General features: G+C 65.2%; 14 protein-coding genes and 1 pseudogene. 14 read left to right on the forward strand and 1 reads right to left on the reverse strand.

The window, feature by feature from the left end; translation table 11 throughout:
* The first annotated feature begins 712 nt into the window (after nt 1–712).
* The 10 genes from ABN034_RS33165 (at nt 713) to ABN034_RS33210 (ending at nt 15,286) form a co-directional block, all read left to right on the forward strand.
* Complete coding sequence (locus tag ABN034_RS33165; protein WP_349694911.1) at nt 713–1,072, forward strand: DUF3846 domain-containing protein; 360 nt, start codon at nt 713–715, stop codon at nt 1,070–1,072.
* Between the two features lie 87 nt (nt 1,073–1,159).
* Nucleotides 1,160–1,393, forward strand: a complete 234-nt coding sequence (locus tag ABN034_RS33170) for a helix-turn-helix transcriptional regulator (RefSeq protein WP_349694923.1) — start codon at nt 1,160–1,162, stop codon at nt 1,391–1,393.
* Entirely contained in the window at nt 1,390–2,817 is a 1,428-nt protein-coding gene (locus ABN034_RS33175; RefSeq protein WP_349694912.1) for a tyrosine-type recombinase/integrase, read from the forward strand. The genes ABN034_RS33170 and ABN034_RS33175 overlap by 4 nt, the downstream gene beginning before the upstream one ends.
* A gap of 621 nt (nt 2,818–3,438) precedes the next feature.
* Nucleotides 3,439–4,986: a DUF2397 domain-containing protein gene (locus ABN034_RS33180; RefSeq protein WP_349694913.1), complete on the forward strand. Its 1,548-nt coding sequence runs from the start codon at nt 3,439–3,441 to the stop codon at nt 4,984–4,986.
* 10 nt (nt 4,987–4,996) lie between these two features.
* A complete protein-coding gene (locus ABN034_RS33185) occupies nt 4,997–6,253 on the forward strand; it encodes a DUF2398 family protein (protein WP_349694914.1) in 1,257 nt (418 codons plus the stop codon).
* On the forward strand, nt 6,250–10,551 hold the full coding sequence (locus ABN034_RS33190; RefSeq protein ID WP_349694915.1) for an SbcC/MukB-like Walker B domain-containing protein: 4,302 nt from the start codon (nt 6,250–6,252) through the stop codon (nt 10,549–10,551). Before ABN034_RS33185 ends, ABN034_RS33190 begins: the two co-directional genes overlap by 4 nt.
* Nucleotides 10,548–11,684: a TIGR02679 domain-containing protein gene (locus ABN034_RS33195; protein WP_349694916.1), complete on the forward strand. Its 1,137-nt coding sequence runs from the start codon at nt 10,548–10,550 to the stop codon at nt 11,682–11,684. Before ABN034_RS33190 ends, ABN034_RS33195 begins: the two co-directional genes overlap by 4 nt.
* 533 nt (nt 11,685–12,217) lie before the next feature.
* Nucleotides 12,218–13,159: an endonuclease/exonuclease/phosphatase family protein gene (locus ABN034_RS33200; protein ID WP_349694917.1), complete on the forward strand. Its 942-nt coding sequence runs from the start codon at nt 12,218–12,220 to the stop codon at nt 13,157–13,159.
* A 411-nt stretch (nt 13,160–13,570) separates the two neighbouring features.
* A complete protein-coding gene (locus ABN034_RS33205; protein ID WP_349694924.1) occupies nt 13,571–14,263 on the forward strand; it encodes a transposase in 693 nt (230 codons plus the stop codon).
* Nucleotides 14,264–15,019: 756 nt separating this feature from the next.
* Nucleotides 15,020–15,286 carry an MmcQ/YjbR family DNA-binding protein gene (locus tag ABN034_RS33210; protein ID WP_349694918.1) on the forward strand — a complete coding sequence of 89 codons (267 nt, stop codon included), beginning with the start codon at nt 15,020–15,022 and terminating at the stop codon, nt 15,284–15,286.
* Nucleotides 15,287–15,631: 345 nt separating this feature from the next.
* Here ABN034_RS33210 and ABN034_RS33215 read toward each other — a convergent pair whose 3' ends face one another.
* The gene (locus ABN034_RS33215; protein ID WP_349694919.1) at nt 15,632–15,781 is read right to left on the reverse strand and encodes a hypothetical protein; all 150 of its coding nucleotides are present in this window, start codon (nt 15,779–15,781) and stop codon (nt 15,632–15,634) included.
* A 188-nt stretch (nt 15,782–15,969) separates the two neighbouring features.
* Here ABN034_RS33215 and ABN034_RS33220 point away from each other — a divergent pair, with 188 nt between their 5' ends.
* The 4 genes and pseudogenes from ABN034_RS33220 to ABN034_RS33235 all read left to right on the forward strand — a co-directional run.
* On the forward strand, nt 15,970–17,916 hold the full coding sequence (locus tag ABN034_RS33220) for an ABC transporter substrate-binding protein (protein ID WP_349694920.1): 1,947 nt from the start codon (nt 15,970–15,972) through the stop codon (nt 17,914–17,916).
* A gap of 88 nt (nt 17,917–18,004) precedes the next feature.
* The gene (locus ABN034_RS33225) at nt 18,005–19,096 is read left to right on the forward strand and encodes an amidohydrolase family protein (protein ID WP_349694921.1); all 1,092 of its coding nucleotides are present in this window, start codon (nt 18,005–18,007) and stop codon (nt 19,094–19,096) included.
* A 10-nt stretch (nt 19,097–19,106) separates the two neighbouring features.
* Entirely contained in the window at nt 19,107–19,502 is a 396-nt protein-coding gene (locus ABN034_RS33230; RefSeq protein WP_349694922.1) for a Rieske (2Fe-2S) protein, read from the forward strand.
* Between the two features lie 548 nt (nt 19,503–20,050).
* Nucleotides 20,051–20,131 (forward strand): annotated as a pseudogene (locus ABN034_RS33235) (short-chain dehydrogenase); the annotation flags it as partial.
* Between the last annotated feature and the right edge of the window lie 123 nt (nt 20,132–20,254).

Here is a 20,254-nt window from a genome sequence, read left to right on the forward strand (position 1 = left end):
CGAACACCACGAATCAATGGTCAGATGGGCTGCGATCCGGCTCCTCAGCCGACAACTCGTCAGATCGAGTCAAGATCGGAAATCAAGGTCACACGGAAGGATCTAGATTCAGGAACAGGCTCTAAGACGCCCGACAGCCGTCATGCCAGGCCCGAAAGTTGTACGGCCAGGCAATCGCGATGCCACCTGCTCATCCGTGCTTCGGTCGTCCGGATGGTCGCCGTCGTCCGACGTGACCGATCGTCTGGGCTGCGGCAGTCAGCCACGCCAAGGGCCGCGAATGCCGGCCCACCTCCGACAACACCGGATCGCCGGAGTCCAACCGGAGCCACTCCCGGACCTCATGCGTTTGCGAACTCAAACCTCCTAGTGCACTAGGTTGAACGGCCTGTAGCGACTGGCGATGGGTCGGTGAAAGCCAGCTCCGACTGTCGGCCGGCCATCAGGCGCTGCCCGCCTGGACCAGCAGGAGGAGTGAGCCGATGAGGTTGCAGATCGACCGACCGTGCCGGGTGTGGCGCAGGCGAGGGTCGTCCTGGACTTGGCGGTGCTGCCTCTGCACCCACGACGCCATCCCCTTTACTGGCACCGCCACCGACTGGCCACACGCCTACAGCGAGGCCGATCAGCACATCCGCACCGAGCACCACCCAGGGCGACCCGACACGGCCGCAGCGGCATGACCAGCGATCGAGACCGAAGGAGGGTACGCATGGACGGCGAGACGATAGTCCTCGACACCGACGGAACCGTCACCACGATTGACCTACCCGCAGACGATCGGCTCACAGCGATGCGCACAGCACTGCGGTGCCGCCTCGTCGACGTCGTGGCGCTCACCAACAAGCTCGACATGTGGCTCGACGACGAGGGCATGTACAACCACCCGGTCAACCCCTACGCCACCGAGCTCGCCCGCCAGTTCGGCTTCGTCCACCAGGACTACTACGGACCCGTCCTCCTGTGCGCAGTCACCAGCGATGGCGACAGCGTGAACCTCACCACGGACCAGAGCAGAGCGGTCCGCGGACAGGTCCGCGAAATCCTCGCCAGCGTCGGCGACCTGCCGTGAACTCCCACAGTCATCTGACATCGCGGTGTCTCTAGCGCATAACCAGCACCCAGCCTCCCGAGGCGACCTAGCCGCCAAGCACGCCGCATCACGGGGCACTACCAACCGACACAGAGGAGAACCGAAGTGGCAGCAACGAAATCCCGCGAACGACTCACCGTCGCCGAGGTGTGCGAGGAGCTCGGCGTCTCCCGCTCTACGTTCTACGAGTGGCGGAAGAAGGCGAAGGGACCCCGCTGCATCAAGCTCCCCAACGGCGAAATCCGAGTACGCAGGGCCGAGCTGGAGCGTTGGCTCGACGCCCACGAGGAGGCCGCGTGACCAGCCGCATCAACTCGAGACACGGCGACGTGTCCTATGACGTGAAGGTCTGGAGCATCCGCACGTACAAGGGCGCCAACGGAACGACATATACCGTGCGCTGGTCAGTCGCAGGGAAGGCGCGACCCGAAACGTTCAAGACCAAAGCACTCGCAGAGAGCTTCCGAGCGCAGCTCTTGAGCGCCGCCCGGCGCGGGGAAGCATTCGACAGCGACACAGGTCGACCGATATCGATGCTGAGCACTGAGCCCGAGACCCCGAGCTGGTACGAGCACGCGACAACCTACATGGACATGAAGTGGCGCCGAGCCGCCGCAGAGTCGAGGGCATCGATCGCCGACGCCCTCGCCACCGTCACGCCAGCGTTCATCTCGGTTGACGGTCGCCCCACAACACAGGCACTGCGACGTGCGCTGTACGGCTGGGTCTTCAACACCGCCGAACGCAAGAATGGGCCGCCCCCACCCGACCTTCGGAAGACGGTGCACTGGCTCGAGCGAAACACCTTTCACCTGTCCGCCTTGGATGATCCGAGCGTACTTCGGTCGGCGCTCGAGACACTGGCGACAAGACAGGATGGGCAAACGGCATCAACGAACACCTTCGTGCGCAAGCGGGCCGTTCTCTACAACGCCCTCGAGTACGCGGTCGAGCTTGGCTACTTTCCCACCAATCCCTTGTCGCGCGTGAAGTGGACGACGCCCAAGGCGACCGAAGCGGTTGATCCGCGTGTTCTGGTTGATCGCAAGCGAGCAGAAGCACTACTGGCAGCGGTGGCCGCACAGGGCGACCTTGGCCCTCACCTCGTGGCCTTCTTCGGTTGCATGTACTACGCCGCCATGCGTCCCGCCGAGGTCGTCGAACTTCGCGAGGCTGACCTCGTCCTGCCTGAGGAAGACAGCGGCTGGGGAGATATCCACCTGAACGCCTCGGCTCCTGCCGTTGCGAAGCGGTGGACAGACAGTGGCCAGCGCCGGGAAGCCCGCCAACTCAAGCACCGGGCCAGGGAGGAGGTCCGCCCCGTACCCTGCCACCCACGCCTCGTCCAGCTGCTGCGGGCCCATCTCGAGCGCTTCGGCACAGCTCCAGACGGGAGGATCTTCCGAGGCCGGTACTACAACCGCAGGCTCTCCGAGAGCGTCTACGGCCGTTGCTGGCAGAACGTCCGCGTTCTTGGCCTGTCCGAGATCGAAGCCGCTTCCCCGATGGCACGCCGGCCGTACGACCTGCGACACGCGTGCGTCACTACCTGGCTCAACGCCGGCGTCGATCCGGCACAGGTCGCGGCATGGGCAGGCCACAGCGTCGCGGTCCTCCTGAGGGTCTACATACGGTGCGTCGCGGGCCGGGACGAGATCGCGAGGAAGCGCATCGAGCGCGCCCTCGAGGAGGATGGGAGCGACGGCACCGAAGGGCTGGCCTGAACTTCACCACGCATTCGCCATGAACAGCGGCCCACGGCCGGATACTGCCGGACGTAGCCGGACAAGATCACGAACGGCCTCGGACCTGAACGTGCAGGTCAGAGGCCGTTTCCAGGGGTGTGGCAGGTACTGGGTTCGAACCAGTGTAGGCGAAGCCGACGGTTTTACAGAAGAGCGCCATGTGCCGTCTGCCCTGCAGGTTCACGGGCTGGACCACGGTTTCGCCGCGTATACGCCACGCGCGATGCTCGTCGCTCTTCACGCGGACCAAGGAGAGCAGTCGCCAAGGTCGAGGTTGATCGTTACGGCGTGCGCACGATCGGCCAGCCACCGTGGACCATCACCAAGGTAAGGCGATCGTCGAACAGGTCCGTGGGCGCCGTCAGGGCAGGACGCCTCGGACAGTCGTGCGCGATGGTTCGCGGCCGAACACCAAGTGCATGCTCTGAGGGTAGACATGATGACGTTGGACCTGCGTCGTCCTGCGTAGCCAGGTCCTGAGCCCCGACAGGCAGCCGTAGTCTCCTTGCCGGGCGGGTGCTCACCGCGCGGCGAAGCCGGCCGTCCCTCCCTTACTCTTAGTCGTCGGGCCATTCCTGCTACTCGATGAGGCGAAGGGCCGTGATCTTCGAGAGTCCGCGCGACGTAGACAGCTGGGAGCTCGCTGGGTTCCCCGGCAGGCTCACCGTGGCCGCGTATCTCACCGCCGACCAACACGCCGCCCAGTATCGACTCATCGTCGACGCGCTCCTCGACGCCCAGGAGCAGTCGCTCACCGGCGTCAGCCGGGATGAACTGCTCGCGAAGATCCGCGACCGGATCATGGCAACCGCCGATCCCGCCACGGCGGACCGACTCACCCACCAGGACTCCTTCGATCTCGACGCGCGGATGAGAGCGCTCCACGGCTGGGGCGTCGTCGCCCGCTGGCAGGACAAGGCCACGTCCGAGGCCGACTTCGTTCGCACCCGAGATCGCTACCAGCTCACGAGCGAGGCCGCTGACCTGCATCGGTGGCTCCGCCACCAGATCGACGACGACGCGATCGCCACCAGCGCCGCGGCCTTCGCGCCCGCGGTGATCGCCGACCGGCTCGACGAGACACTCCTCGCCCTCGGCGATGCAGACCATCACCGCGCCGCCCAGGCATGGGCCCAGGTTCGGACAACCCTGTCCGACATGGCCGAAGCTGCGGCGATCTGGCAGTCCAGGATGGCGGCGGCGCTCGCCGGAGCGCCCGACGAGGACAAGATGCGCCGGCTCCGCGAGACGCTGCTGGCATACGTCAACGTCTGGGGTTCGGGCATCGACACCTACAGCCCGCGCATCCGAGAGGCGGTCCAACAACTCCAGCAGATCCCACCTACGGCGTGGCGGGCGATGGCCCTGGCCGGGCTGGACGCCGATGTCGCTGACGTGACGATAGAGGCAGTTGTCAGGGTCCACCTCGCCACTCTCCAGACTCTTGTCCTGTGGTTCAGCGGTCCTGATGGCCAGGCGCAACGGCTGCGCCGCCGGGTACGTGACGTGGTGCCGCCGCTGCTTCGAGGCTCGCGCGCGCTGCTCGCGACCGGCGGCAGGGTCAGCCGCCGGGCTGAACTACTGCGCGTAGCGGCCACGGTCGAGGCTGCGCCGTCCGACGAGGAAGCCTGGCGGACCTGGTGCGCAGCCACTGGCCTGTGGAGCGCACGCCACCTTCCGGGACGACCGCCCGAGCCGAGCGGCTCGCCAGCGCGTACCTCCTTCTGGGAGGCGCCGGGGGTGCCGGTCGACGTCCGGCTGCGTGAGCGAGGGGCCCGCTCGACCGTGGGTCGGCCGGCGCAGGTCCCCGACCGCCGCCGGGCGCGGCGTGAAGCCCACCGCCAGGCACAGGCTGAGAGAGCCCTGGCCGAAGCGGCCGAACGCAGTTTGCTGGCCCGATCCGGGCTCCACCTGGCGGACTGGACGCCGATCGGCCACCGTGCGGAGGCAGCTCTGGCATGGGACCTGCTCACCGCCGTGATGCGCCGACAGCCCGACGAAGGCGCTGTCCGGACCGCTTACAGCCGCGACGGCCGGTTCAAGGTGGTCGCGCACGCCGCACCGGCCGACGTACCCTCGGCGGTGATTGCCATGCCTGACGGCCAGGTCGCCTGTGCGAACTGGCGTCTGGAATTGACCAGAACCTGACGGGACGCGCTTGACCACGACCAGCACGCCAGCCTCGGACGTCGCGCAGGATAACGCGCGGACCGAGGCGCAGGAGGTCTTCGTCTCCCTGCTGGTCCACCCGCTCGTGAGTGCTCGCCCTCGGCCAGCGCTCTTCCGCAGCGCCCTGCGGCACCGTACCCGGCTGAGCGAGTGGAGCGCACGTCTGGGCTATCGGCTGGTGCTCGCCGGCTCCGTCGTACGACTGCACCGCGATCCGAGCGGGCCCCAGCGCACTGCCGCACCACCTCCGATGGAACCCCCGCCTCGACGCGACCTCGTTCTGCTGGCACTGGTAGCCGCGGCGTGCGAGGACTCGGTCGGCTCCACAACCGTGCAGGACCTGTCTGATGAGGTACGAGCACTCTCCGTCAGCCCTGCCGCCTCGATCACGCCGTACGACCCCGACCGGCGGGCCGAGCGGCAGGCGTTCGTCCGCGCTCTCGCCGGACTTACCGAGCTCGGCATCCTGACCCGCCGCACGAGCGACGACGTGCTGCTCAAGCAATGGGAGGACGAAGGCACCGGTGTGGGTGGCGGGTTCGACATCGACACCGATTCGCTCCTTCAGTTCACCGATCCCCACACGGTCGGTCTCGCACTGAACGGCGCCGACGGCATTGACGCCGACGACAGCGCCCGCACCGCGACGCGCGGACAGCGGATGCTGCGGACCTTGGTCGAGTCCACCGCACTGCTCTACGCCGACCTCCATCCGGCCGACGCCGAGTACGCCCGCACCCAGCGGTCCTGGCTCGCCGGCCAAGCCACGGATATGACGGGTGGCTCCGTCGAGATGCGGGCAGAAGGCCTGCTCCTCAGACTGCGCGACGACAGCCGGGCCGCCGCCGAGGCGACACCGGCCTTTCCGGCCGCCAGCGCCGGCTCGTGGTTCGCCCTGAAGATGCTGGATGCCGCCATCAAGACGGGCCCGGCGCCAGACGACGTTGGGCGGGTCAACCTGTCGTCCGGCGCCGTGGATGCGATCGCCGCTCATCTGCACGCCGAGCACCATCGGGCCCTGACCCGAGCTCTCTCGGACTCGCCCGGCCGGATCCGGGTCGTGGCTGAGGACCTTCTCGTGAGCCACGGGCTGCTCCGCGTGGCCGGCGATGGTGGCTGGACGTTGCTGCCTACTGCTGCCCGCTACCGCGATCCGAAGGCGGTCTGGGAGCCTGCGCTCACCGACGAGCGGTCTGTCGGCGGTGCGGGCGATGACATGGTTGACGACGCCGCAGTCCGGCCGTGACCGTGGACGCCGACCGGGACCTCGCAGCCGTCCGGCTGAGCGACTGGCGCGATGCAGCGGTGAGCGGTCAGCTGCCGGCACCGTGCCGGTCAGATCGGTGGCAGCCGCTGCGCGCCGGGCTGGTCAATCTTTGGGAGTACGACACGGCTGAGGTGTGGTTCGCGGACGGGCGACTCCAGCTCCAGGGTGCCAACGAGTCCGGCAAGTCCACCCTGATGACCCTGACGACTCTGATCCTGCTGGCCGGTGACATCTCCAGCTACAACATCGACACCCTCGGAGAGTCGGGCAAGAGGTTCCGGTACTACGTCGAGCCGACCAGCCACCCGCTCGACCGCAGGGAGACCAACGACCAGAAGAGCCGCGGCTGGGCCTGGGCGGAGTACGGTCGGCTGACCGACCACGGCCCGGAGTTCTTCACGACCCTGCTGTTCGCCGAGTCGCGGCGGGCCGACGGGCAGCTGAGACTGCAGTGGTGCACGCTCCACGGCGAGGGCCGCGTCCGGGACGGGTTGAGTCTGGCAACCGCTGGGATGGTCGCCGAGCCGGGTGGTCTCCGCGAGGTCCGCGGGATGTCGCTCCATCGGTCTGGCACGGCGTACCGCGAGGAGATCGCCCGCACTCTCTTTGCACGCGATGCGAGCTGGCTCGACCAGGTGATCCGGATCCTTCGCGTCGTACGCACGCCCAAGATCGGCGACCGGCTCAACCTGCAGTTCCTCACCGACGCGTTCCGCGCCGCCCTTCCTCCGCTGGCGGAGGACGAGATCCACCAGCTCGCAGACGGGTGGGAGCAGCTGGAGCGGATGCGGACCGAACGCGATACCACCGAGCAGGCACTGGCCGCGATCTCGGAGTTCACCAGGCAGCGCTGGCAGCCATGGGTCGATGCCGTGATCCGCGCGGCTGCGGACCCGGTGATCGCAGCGACATCGGCACTGGACCGGGTCACCCGAGACGAGCGGGGAGCCAAGCAGACGGTCGATGCACTGAGCGCCCAGGTCGGGGGTCTCGAGGACGACATCGCAGCCAGGAGCCACCTCCGCGAGCAGGCAGTGGCGGAACGGGAAGCACTGCGGCACCGGCGAGACTTCAAGGACGCCGCAGCGGCCGTCGCCGATGCCGCCCAGCTCGCCGAGGCGGCACGGAGGCTGGCGGAGCTGGCGGACCGTACGGGAGCGCGGGCCGAGGGAGCCGGGGCAGCAATCGCGCCAGCGGAGGAGCGACTGGCGAGTGCGAGGCGTCGGCTGGCCGGGACCGAGGCCGCGGTCGACGACGCGGCCGGCCAGGTTGCTCGGTTCGCCGAGCCTTCCGGTCTGGTGGAGCCAACCGCACGCTTCTTACCGGCCCGCGACACCGAGCGCCTCCGCCACGCCGCGGACTGGCGCGAGGAGGAAGCCCGCCAGATGATCGCCCTGCTGGGCGACCAGGCCACGAAGTCCGCCCAGCTCGACGCCGCAGTAGCGAAGGAAACAGCCACGGCTGATGAGGCTAAACGAGCGCAGACGGAGACTGAAACGGCCGGCCAGGCACTCGAATCCGCCATCGAAGCCGTGGGCGAGCTCCTCACCGAATGGGTAGGACGACTCGACGAGCGGATCCGTCCCCGGCCAGCACTGGTCGAATCCTGGCTCCGCGATGTCGCCTCCCTCGCCGACAGCGAGGCCCCCACCCCCCTGCTCGTCACCGCGATCGGCCGGGAACACCATGGGCCCGCCCGGCGCCCATTGGACGTACGCAAAGCTGAGCTCGACGGCCAGCTCGAGACAAACGGCGAGGATCGGGCGACGGCCGAAGCGGTCCTCGCGGCAGTCGAGGCTGAGACCGACCCACACCCGACCCCACCCGCGCTCTGGGCTCGACGTCCTCGACCGGACGGCATCACCGAGCTCGGCGGACCACTGTGGCGACTTGTCGAGGTCGCTGACGGCGTGGAATCCACCCAGGTCGCGATAGTAGAAGGCGCGCTGGAGGCGGCGGGACTCCTCCAGGCCTGGGTGACCCCGGACGGCGCGTACACGTTCGACCGCGACGGCCACGAAACCGTGTGGACGGTGGACTCGGCGGCACACACCGACGCCGAGGACACGCTCGGCGCGATCCTACGTCCCGCCGACGACGCCGGCGACCTGTCGCCCGTGCTCGACCGACTGCTGCGATCCGTGGCATATGGCCCCTCGCTGTCCGCGGCCTCGCTCGCGATCGGCGCCGACGGGCGGTGGCGGTACGGCGAACTCCGCGGGTCTGCGGCGGCGGGCCAAGGCGGACCACGGCTACTCGGCGCCGCCGCGCGGGCAGCCGATCGCTCCCGCAGGATCAGCGACCTCACAACCCGACTGGACGACCTGGCCAGCGAACACAACAAGCTTCGCGGCCTCCTTGACGATGTCGAGTCCACTCTTGTCGCCCTGAACGACGCTGCTGAACGGACGCCGTCAGACACACTGGTCGTCAGTGCCCTTCTCGAGCTGAGGCAGAAACAAGGGTGGGCCGCTGAGCTCGCCGAGGCGGCGAGGACCGCCGCCGAGGACGAACGCGACAAGCGCGCGGTCCTCGACCAGGCTGCCGCGGCAACCGCCATCCACGCGGAGGAGCACGACCTCCCGCGCGCACCCGCCCAGGTCGACTCTGTGGTGACTGCCGTCCATGAATACCGCGGCGCCGTTCGCGATCTCGTGTCGGCAATGGCGCATCTTCCTGCGCAGCACGAGGCGGTCAACGACGCAGCGGACGTCCTCAAGCAAGCCAGGACGACCTACGACGAGGCATCAGGCGACGCGGCCAAGGACCGCACCGATGCAGAACAAGCCCGGACCAAGGCTGCCGCCGCCCAAGCCGCACTTTCTCGCGAGGGCCAGGACCTCCTCCACCGCTTCGACCTTCTCGGCAAGAAGGTGTCGGAATACGACCAGAAACTGAACCAGCTCAATTCCTCTCTGACCACACTCGTGACTGAGCGGATCAAGGCCCAAGGGAAACTCGAGCAAGTCGAGCAACGCCGCGAAGACGCTGAATCAGTACGGCAAGGCGCGGTTGACAGCTGGTACGCGTGTGTCGACCACGGCTTGCCGCGGTTGCGCGACGTCCCCGACCCATCCGCCCGCCATGTCACCGCAGCGTTGGAGTCAGCCCGTGCCGGACGTGCACTCATCTCACCGCGGGACTGGCCAGACGAGCCCGTCGCAGCCGGCCATCGTGTCCAGAATCGCTGGAGTCAGATGGTCGATGCGGCGGTGCTGCTGCGTTCGCGGCTCGAACCGCTGGGTGGTCGTACGGTTCGCACGGTACCTGTCGGAGAAGGGGAGGAGACGTTCCCGGGCGCGGTCGAGGTCGTCGTCGATGGCACGGGAGCCGCACAGCCACCACCGACGGCGTTAGCGACCCTCTCCACGTTGCTGGCCAGGCTGCAGACGGACTACGACGAGGAGCTCACCAAGACCATCAACCACCTGCTCGGCAGTACGTTCATCGAGCATCTGCGCGATCGCCTCGTCGAGGCCGAGCGGCTCCGAGTGGAGATCAACGCCAAGCTCGCGCAGAACCCCACCAGCACGTCCGGGTTGACCCTGCGAATGATCCGGTTCCCTGTCTCGGAGGAACGTGCTGCCAACGAGGTCTTGACCGCCCTGGAGCGTGGGTTCACGCTTCTGCCCGAGGCAACGCAGGTGCAGGTCCGGCAGTTCCTCACCGCTCGCGTGAGCGACGCGCAGGAGGCTGCACTCGCCGCGGGCGATCCGGATTGGCGTTCGCGGCTGGCGGAGATCCTCGACTACCGGAGATGGTTCGAGCTGCGGATGGAGTACCGCGCACCGAGCGGTGACGGCGTGCGCGACGGCTGGCGGCGCCTTGACCGTGACGACCACTCGCTCCTGTCCGGCGGCGCCAAGGTCGTTACGTTGCTGCAGCCGTTCGTCGCCGCGCTGCACGCGATGTACGACCAGTCCGGTGTCGGACCACGGATGATGTGGCTCGATGAAGCGTTCGACGGTGTCGATCCGGACAACCGCGCAACGATGCTCCGACTGTTGACATCCTGCGACCTCGACTGGCTAATCGCGGGACCCGGTCCGATTGCCAACGCGGCAACGGTTCCGATGGCCGCGATGTACGAGGTCCGACGGGCGCCGCGCCCATTTCCCGGAGTGTCCCTGGAACTCTCGGTCTGGTCCGGCAATGAGCTCACGCATGTCGCGACCCCCGACCCCGCGGACCTTCCCGACCTTGCTCGGATGGCCGAAGCGAACGACGCAGTCGAGGACGATCTGTTCTCGCTCTCGGACTCCCAGGATTCGCAATGAGCCCTGCAGTCCCGGACGCATTGCTGACGTGGGCGAAACTGCCTGGGCCGGCGAAAGTGCTGGCTGCCGCCCGTCGACGGATCGAGGGAGGCAGCGCTATGACGGCCGGCACACTGCGCGTTGAACTCGACGCCGGCGAACGCCCTGAGGTCGGTCAGCTACTGGGGACGTCGTGGCTGACACGGGGACGAGGTGTCGGCGCCAAGACACTCGTCGATGCCGTCGCCTCCGCCGGTGGTGACCTGGTTGACCTGCTGACGGCTGTCGGAGGACCGCTCCGGGATCTTCCCACCGAGCGCGCCGACGCTCGCGATGCGGCAGCTGCGGAACGCGCCGCGGCCTACGAGTCGCTCATCGCCGTCGACGTCCCCGCCGAGGCCGCGAAGAACTGGCTCGCGCGACGCGGGTTACCGCGCGCCGGAAGCGGCGGGATCGCCGAGCTCGCCCGGAAGGTCGCGGCGGTCTGGATCCACCTACCTACGGGTGGCGAGACAACGCTGCTCTCAGTACTCGCGAATCAAGCCCTCGACACTCCACACGACCTCGACCGGGGAAGCCGGGTCGCCACCGCCGTGCTGCAGCTCGCAGCCGGTGACGATGGCGCCGTCCTCGGCAGCGCGGAATCGTGGCGTACGGCCTGGGAGAACCTCGGAGTCGTCTGCGACCCGGTCTCATCCCGCGTGCTGGTGCTGAACCTGCACCTTGTCGGCGACGCCGCCGCCGCACGGCTCAGCGGAGCGGTCCGGGGCGAGCCGGTCTGGCTGACCTGGCGTTCGTTGTCTGGAGCGTTCGAAAGCATCGATGCTGAGGCGTACGTCTGTGAGAACCCAGCCGTCGTCATCGAGGCCGCCGACCAGCTCGGCGAGCGATCACGGCCCCTCATCTGCACCAACGGACGGCCCTCCGGCGCGACCCGGCGACTCCTTACCCGACTGGCCGCCTCGGGCACCCGCCTCCACCTGCGCGCCGACGACGATCCCACGGGCCAGGAGATCGTCTCCAGCCTTCGCGCCACGCTTCCGAACTCTGACTACTGGCGCTACCACCCGCGAGGTCAGGCTGAGGCCAGATCCGCTCCACGGTACGAGGAGCAGGACATCGATGCACTCGTCGCAGACCTCGCTGCGCGTTAAGCACAAGGTGTCACGGAACCGCAACCTCGGCACGACGCATGACTTGATCTGGCGCTTTACACGGTGGCGGCGTAGGTCGACCAACGTAGCGCTCAGCGCCGGGTCTTACAGAAGGGACCGACTGTCGACTGACGGGCATATTCGTCAGCTCGGCGCGCCCCTCGAATGCAGGAAAGCCTTCGAACACCGCCGGCGAGTTGAGGGCGGCAACGGCGTCCCAGTAGGCGACGTTACTCGCCGGATGGCCGGTCTCCCGTTCCCAGCCGTCGAGCACATGGGAGGACGTTTCTGGTCGGTAGGTGATGGCCCATCTGCAGTCGCAGGTTGCCGAGGTCGACACCGGGACTGCCGGCTCCAGAATCTTTCCAGTCGATCAGCGCGAAGCAGTGGCCGCCATAGGTTCGGCAATCCGGGTGATTGGTGCTGGACCAGGGTTGTCAAGTTGGCTGCAAACCGGTATTGCCAAGCGTGGGCATGATGATCTCCGCCGGACTAGGCTGCGACCAGAACCGCTACGCGAGGGGACCAGAGCCGTGGTTGCGATTGGCACGTGGAATCTGGAGAACCTGTTCCAACCCGACAATGATGCGGGCCCAACCTCAGGCTCGGCCTACCAGGCGAAACTGGAAGCACTCGCCGCAACGATCACCCACCTAGCACCGGACGTGCTGGCGGTGCAGGAAATCGGCGACCCCGAAGCCGTCGACGACCTACTCGCCCAGCTAGATGGCGACTGGCACTCCGCGCTGGCGGACCCGGACGGCCGCGGCATCCGAGTCGGCGTACTCTCCCGGCTACCGCTCGGCGAGGTCGAACAGGTCACCGACTTCCCCGACAGACTCGCACCGGTCCAGGTCGACGACGACGGCACCACCATCGCCGCGATGGGCCGCCCAGCCCTCCGTGTCCGGCTCCACGCCGGCAACACCGACATCGATGTGATCAGCTGCCACCTCAAGAGCAAACTGTTGACCTTCCCCGGCGGACGGTTCAACCCGCGCGACGAGCACGACCGTGCCCGCTACACCGCCTACGCCCTCCACCGCCGCGCCCCCGAAGCCACCGCCGTCCGCGCCCACGTCACCGAACTTCTTGACAACCACGGCCAGGAACGTGCGGTCGTGGTAGCTGGCGACCTCAACGACGAGCCCGAAGCAGCCACCACCCAACTACTCCACGGTCCACCAGGCTCGGAGATCGGCACCGAAGGCTTCGACAGACCAGACAAAGGCGACGGACAACGACTCTGGAACCTGGCATCACTCATCCCGGACGACCAGCGGTTCTCACGTGTCTACCGCGGCCGCGGAGAGCTCATCGACCATCTCCTCCTCAGCCACGCACTCATCAACCTGGTAGCAACCGTCACCACCGGCGACACACATGTTCCGTCGATCACCGACCAGCCAACCGAACGCCGCAACGAACCAGGATCAGACCACCGCCCCGTGCTCGCACGCATCAACACGACCTAGATGAAACAGATTGGTCACCGGCAGGGCCGCACGTTGGTCGTTGGGCTCGTCTGGTCGACCTCCTACTCCGTAGGAGAAAGTAGTCAGATGATCAGGGCATCAGCGCTGCCGTCCAAAGCGAAGAGCCGCGCACCCGCCGCAGGGACTACGGATCTGATGCGTGCTGATGTCAATCAGATGCAGCGCCGACGTGCGCAAAAAGTGAGCAATCCAGCGCCGTCGTTATAGAGGTCAGTTCACACACAACGCTCGCCGTCGATCTGGGGTGACCGATGATCCGCGTCTCGCGGCCAAGTCGCTCATCAACTTGTTGGTGGTCAGCTGTCGAAATGCACGTGCGCACCGGGCCTTCGAAAGCTAGGGTAGCCGATCATCGTGCGCGCGGACAGCGCTTACTAAGGCCATGACGTCATCGCCGCCGCCCGCCGCCACAGCGCCCACTTCTCGATCACCGCCCGCAAGAACCAGGCCGTGACAGCAGCGATCGACGCGATACCCCAGGATGCCTGGACACCGATCCGCTACCCCCGCGCCGTCTTCGACGAACAACTCGCCCAATGGGTCTCTGACGCCGAAGTCGCCGAGGTCCCGTTCACCGCGTTCACCTCCCGACCAAAGACTCAGCAGGTCACCGCCCGGCTGATCGTGCGGCGGGTCCGTGACGCCGACCCCGACCACACCCAGACCAACGCCCAGGGCGAACTGTTCCCCCTCTGGCGCCACCACGCCGTGTTCACCGACTCGCCGCTGCCGATGCTGACCGCCGAGGCAGACCACCGCAAGCACGCGATCGTCGAACAAGTCATCGCCGACCTGAAGAACGGGCCGCTGGCCCACCTGCCCTCAGCCAACTTCATGGCCAACTCGGCATGGCTGGTGCTGGCAGCGATCGCGTTCAACCTCACCAGAGCCGTCGGCACGCTGGCCTCGCCCCTCCACGCCAAAGCGATGACCGCCACCATCCGCACCCAGCTGATCAACATCGCCGGACGGATCACCCGCTCCGCACGCCGCAGCCGACTACGATTACCGAAGAACTGGCCCTGGGCCACCGCCTGGCAACGGCTGTTCACCATAACCATCGGCCCACCCACCAAAGCCTGAACCGACCAGGCCGACAAGGCCCCGACCGGAGACCCACAAGTGGAAAGGCCGAGCAGATCGGCAGACCAACAACGCCCCACCGCCAAACCACCCATCACAAAGATCAACTACCCGTCACCCGACTTCCCGTGGTGGATCCGGGCTTAGTCGAACTTGGTGGGCGCTACGTACTCCTGGACTGGGACGACGCCGGACCGATGCCACCGAACAGGTCGCTGGCCAGCGCGCTCGACAGCTGGCACGTGACTTCGGCAGCTCGATCAGCGGATACGGCAACTACGTGTACTCCCAGGCCGGGCTGAACCTGGACCCGTCCGTGCCGCCGCAGCTAGAAGCTGACGCCGAGGAACAGATGCCCAAACTGATCCCCAATCCACACCCTGGTGATGTCCCGAGACACCTCTCCGCCTTCACCGAGGTCATCCGCATCTCCGAGCAATGTTAGGTGACTGCCGAGATCCATCCGGGCCCCGACGTGCGCGCGATCACCGCGAGAACGGCGGCGGGTCTGGAGCTACGCCTGTAGGCGTTGTCCAACGTCTGCGCCGCTCCCTGTTCCTCATATGGACCGGATGTGCACCGGGAACCCCTTGTGGCGGCTGAGGACTGCCGGTCAGGCGAGCGGTCCGCGTAGGGTGGACCTATGGCCGTCCGGGCGTGGGATCGGGTGCGTGCGTTCGCGCACGGCCTACCGTGTGCGGTTGAGGACTTTCCTGGGGTGAGCTCGTCATCAAAGTGGATCATCCGCCGCGCAGAATGGCGAACGGGCTGGTGTACGGGCCGATGTTCCTGTGGCTTGGCAGGCGAGATGCGCCGGTTCCGGCGACGTCGGTGAAGCTCAAGGCTTCCTACGACCAGGTGGTCGCGGTCGGCAATGCGACGCCGATGACGATGAGCGGCCTTGGCCAGTGGGGCTGGCTGACGATTCCTCTCGCAGGTGTCGACCTCGACCTCGTGTGCGACTGGATCGACGAGAGCTACCGCAACGTCGCAACGAAGAAGCTACTCGCCGAGTTCGACTAGGCAGGCATGGCTGGGCCTGGCTGCGGATGACACCACCCATCCCATCATCAGATCTAAACGGTGCGGTCAGGTCAAACAGGCTGCTGACCAGCGACGATGTGACAGAACGTTGGCTGTGCTGCCATGCTTAGGTGCAAACCACTGCCGGGCATTGACAGAGCCATCGACATTTGCGGTCCTACGCGCAAAGGCTTCAAGGTACCGAGATAGCGACGAGACTGTCGCGAGCGTTGACAGTTGAGCTCGTTGTTGAGTCCTATCTCAGCCATCATCAGCGCCAATTCCCTAGCCCCGAACGAAATCCGCCTCGGCACCGGTCAAACCACCGCCTTGGTGCTTGCAGCATCACGTCCGTACCAACGTCCTCGCTGGGCCCACCCCGGCCCAGGCGACCGCGTCGTAGTCAGGGCCGGCGGAGGCTTCGATGGTGATGTCGTCGCGAACCCGCGCTGCACCCACCACATCCAGGTACCGGTCGCGGAGCGCTTCATCCACATGCGGGAGTGTCCGATAAACGGCAGTCGCGGAACGGTATGTCCGCCGTCGGACAGAGATGGTTGACTGCACGTCCACCACGACTAGCCTGACGATCCGGAAGCGCTCTTTCGTCATCCGAAATCTCTTCCTGGATGAAGCTAGCTACGGGGATTGACTGTCGGCCGGCCCTAAGAGGGTGAACTGCGATGCCGCGAACACTGTCCCGCAAGGAATTGCTGACGTTGGGTGCCGCTACTGGAGGGACGCTTCTCGTCGGCGGTTGCGATCTCTTCGCGACCGATCCGTCCGAAGGGACTGGTGCAGGGCCAGGGAGGACGGGGAGGCAGGCCCCGATGCTTGCCCGGCAGGTCGAGGCTGGCGACTTGCCGCCGCTCAAACAGAGACTTCCGGATCGGCCGAGAGTGATCCAGCCGGTCGAGCAGCTAGGTTCATACGGCGGGACCTGGCAGCATGCCCTTATCGGTACGGACGTCAACTCGATCATCGGAACATGGAAGTACGACCCTCTGGTCATGTGGGATCGGAACTGGGAGCAGGTAGTTCCGAATGTGGCGGAGCAAGTCGAGATCTCTGGCGGCGGCCGGGAGTACCTGTTTGGCCTTCGGCAGGGGATGAAGTGGTCTGACGGCGAGCCGCTCACCGCGGATGACATCATGTTCTGGTACGAGGCGGTATTCAAGAACAAGGAGCTAACGCCGGTCATCCCGACGTTCCTCCAATTCGGAGGAGTTCCGGTAGTCGCCGAGAAGGTAGACGACTACACGGTCAGGTTCAGTTTCACGAAGCCGTACGCACTCTTCCTCCAGCAGCTCGCCGACTGGGATCCGATTGTCGAACTGCTCCCAAGCCACTACCTGAAGGAATTCCACAAGGACTTCAACCCCGAGATCGATGCGCTCGTAAAGAAGAACAATTTGTCAACTTGGGTTGACCTGTGGTACCAACAAACAGATATATACAACAATACCGAGTTGCCCACTCATCGTGGCTGGCAGCTTGCGACACCCCTCAGCAGCGGCAAGCGTGTTGTATATGACCGCAATCCGTACTACTTCGCCGTCGATCCCGAAGGCAGGCAGTTGCCCTATATCGACCGCATCATCTTCGACATCTTCAACGAAGACGAGGTGCTGATCCTCCGCGCTGCCAACGGCGACATCGGCATGTATCACCACGACCCGATCGCGAATCCGAGAAACCGGCCCGTCCTCGCGAAAAGCGCCGAGAAGGGGGGATACAAACTGTGGGATATGAGAGAAACGAAGATGAACACGATGGGCATCTGTCTCAACCTCACCCACCCGGATCCTGCCAAACGGCGCATGTATCAAAACAAAGATTTTCGCATCGGCCTTTCCTATGCCATCAACCGTCAGGAGATTATCGATACGGTCTATCAGCGCCAGGGCAGGCCGTGGCAAACCGCGCCGAGGCCGGAGGTGCCGTTCTACGATTCGGACGACATAGGGACCCAGTACACCGAATACGATCTCGATCGTGCAAACGAACACCTGGATAGGGCTGGTTATACGGACCGGGCCAGCGACGGACGGCGACTTGGTTCGGATGGAAAGCCGATCAGCATAACTGTCCTTACTGATGTTCGATATTTCGAGATGGCCGATGTACTGGAGCTCATGAAGAAGACGTGGGCGACGGTAGGCATCGAGCTCCGGATCGACAATCTCGACACCTCGTTGTATGGGCCGCGCAAGGAGGCGGGCGACTACGACTGCACGACGGACATTGGGGAGTACGGGTACAAGGGAATGGTGCTGGATCCGCGATGGCTGTTCGCTACCGCCGGTTCGTCCTATGCCCCCTTGTGGTCGAACTGGTACGAGGGCGCCGATCCGAGCGAGGAACCACCCGAGCCGATGAAACGCCAAGTGGCCATCTATCACGACGAGGTCGAGGGGTCGCTCGAGCTCGAGACGCGATACGAGGGCATGCGAACGATCATCGAGATCGCTCGCGACGAGTTCTGGACGATGGGAATCAGCCTTCCAGCTAAACCCGTGGTGCTTGTAAGAAACGATTTCCACAATGTGCAAAAAGACATGTGGTACTCGACATCGTGGCCGACACCTGGGCCATCGAACATATGTCAATACTTCATCGCCGAGGAATAGCGGAACATCGTACCTGTAGCGCAGCCAAATGAGAAGTGTGGGCGAGACCAGACAGGCGCGGCGATCAGACACTTGCGTAGGAGACGACATGACCGTAACTCATGAACAAGCCAAGGTCCCCGCCACAGGACGCAGCGCCCTTGGGATCGTAGACTGCGATGTTCATCCGTCCCCGCGCAGTATCGATGAGATTCGCCAGCACCTCGCCCAGCCGTGGCGCGATCGCTACCGGGGCGGTGGTCGCGGTTTCTTCGGTAACCCGGTACACGGCTCACGCCTCGACAGCACTCCACCTAACGGTGGCCCACCGGGGTCCGACCCCTGGTTTTTGCGAAAACAACTGATCGAAGAGTACGGGATTGCGCACGCCGTGCTACTCCCCAGGGCCTTTTGCAATCTACACCCCGATCCCGATTTCGGGTCAGCGATCGCCGGCGCGTTCAACTCGTGGCTCGCAGACACATGGCTCGGGGAATACAACCATGACGGTGTGTTCAAGGGATCAATTACCGTCGCCCATCAGGATCCACAGGCGGCCGCGCGCGAGATAGATCGATGGGCCGGCCACCCACACTTTGTGCAAGTAATGACGGATTCTGGTGCTCGAGCGCCATTCGGACAGCGGATGTACTATCCAATTTACGAGGCGTGCGAACGAAATGGGCTGCCTTTCGCGATCCATCCCGGCACCGATGGGATGGGAATCAATATTCAACCGAGCCCTGGCTACCCCACCCACTACATCGAGTGGCATACCTGCCTGAGCTTGGGCTTTCAAGCCCATCTGGTCAGCTTGATCACAGAAGGAGTCTTTGAGCGGTTCCCAGGATTCAAGGTTGTGCTGGTGGAGGGCGGCGTATCGTGGCTTGCCCCTCTCATGTGGAGGCTGGACGCCGAGTGGAAGGCTCTGCGTTCGGAAGTGCCGTGGGTAAAAAAGTCGCCGAGTGAGTATCTCATCGACCATGTGCGACTCACCTCGCAACCCTTGGAGCGCCCGGAACGCAACACCCATCTGACAAATCTCTTTGAGGCCATGGACGCCGAGCATATTCTCATGTTCTCCAGCGACTACCCCCACTGGGACTTCGACTCGCCGACGCACGCCTTCCCCAGGCTCCCTAAGGAGCAACACGAGCGGATCTTCTCCCGCAACGCCTTCGAATTCTACGGAATTGGGTAGGTCCCCAAAAATGGACCGCCACATAATCTGCGCCGTAAGCGAGTTGCCGCCAGGACAGCGCAAAATTGTGAAGGTGAAAGGGCGTTCGATAGGAGTATTCAACATCGACGGAGATTTCTACGCCCTACGGAATACATGCCCGCACCAGGGCGCTCCCCTATGTCTCGGCTCGCTGAACGGCACCACCTCGCCCTCGAAGCCCGGCGAATACATATGGTCCAGGGAGGGTGAAATCCTGCGTTGCCCCTGGCATGGTTGGGAGTTCGACGTCAGGAACGGGCGGAGCATTCACAACCCTCATAAGACTCTCGTCCGGTCCTACGAGGTGAGTGTCGAACGCGAGGAGCCCAGGGTGGAAACCTTCCAGGTGTCAGTTGACAACAACTTGGTCGTCCTGCATCTATAAACAGGCCGACGACCGCGTTCGCGCCGGGGGTAGGGGCATTGGAACGCGATCCACATATCGGTGTCAACGTTTTGCATCCGATTGGTGACGAGGAGGAAGAAGCCGACCGGGAGGCTGATTCCCATTGTCCAGAATTCCCCCTGGTCCTGTGCCACCTAATCCTGGACACTTGTGTGCCACCTGACCTAACTCGGCATGGCTGGTGCTCACCGCCATCGCGTTCAACCTCACCAGAGCTTGGGCAGTCTCGCCTCGACCTTCGACGCACAAGCAGCCACCGCCACCATCCGGACTCAGCTGATCAACATCGCCGCCCGGATCACCCGCTCGGCACCTCGCTCCAGGCTGCGACTACCCGCGCACTGGCAATGGGCAACCGCATGGCAACACCTCATTCACCGCCACCACCGGCCCGCCAGGACACCTCTGACCCATCCACCGGTGGCAGGCCCAACCCGACGACACCAATGGAGGCACCGGGAACACAGGCCGACCCACCTCGGTGAGGGTTGTACCAACCGTGGATGTAGCGCAGGGCCGACGTCGCCGACGTGGCAGTGTTCCTGGCCAGTGACGCCGCACGGTGGATCACCGGGCAGAACATCGGCGCCGGAGGCGGAGTGTTCTAAGAGCCTGTTCCTGAACCTGGTTCTCTGGTGTGAGCTTCGTCTCTGTTGATCATGGTGGCCGTGTCTTCGCTGGTAATGGAAGGAACTCCTGGTAGATCGAGCGGTGCTTGAAGTCGCCGATAT

Source organism: Actinopolymorpha sp. B11F2 (genome assembly GCF_040195635.1).
GTDB lineage: Bacteria > Actinomycetota > Actinomycetes > Propionibacteriales > Actinopolymorphaceae > Thermasporomyces.

What these genes read in the sequence shown, in the direction of transcription:
- ABN034_RS33165 (WP_349694911.1), top strand. Translation starts at nt 713, where the DNA reads ATGGACGGCGAGACGATAGTCCTCGACACCGACGGAACCGTCACCACG.
- ABN034_RS33225 (WP_349694921.1), top strand. Translation starts at nt 18,005, where the DNA reads ATGACCGTAACTCATGAACAAGCCAAGGTCCCCGCCACAGGACGCAGC.
- ABN034_RS33220 (WP_349694920.1), top strand. Translation starts at nt 15,970, where the DNA reads ATGCCGCGAACACTGTCCCGCAAGGAATTGCTGACGTTGGGTGCCGCT.
- ABN034_RS33230 (WP_349694922.1), top strand. Translation starts at nt 19,107, where the DNA reads ATGGACCGCCACATAATCTGCGCCGTAAGCGAGTTGCCGCCAGGACAG.
- ABN034_RS33210 (WP_349694918.1), top strand. Translation starts at nt 15,020, where the DNA reads ATGGCGAACGGGCTGGTGTACGGGCCGATGTTCCTGTGGCTTGGCAGG.
- ABN034_RS33195 (WP_349694916.1), top strand. Translation starts at nt 10,548, where the DNA reads ATGAGCCCTGCAGTCCCGGACGCATTGCTGACGTGGGCGAAACTGCCT.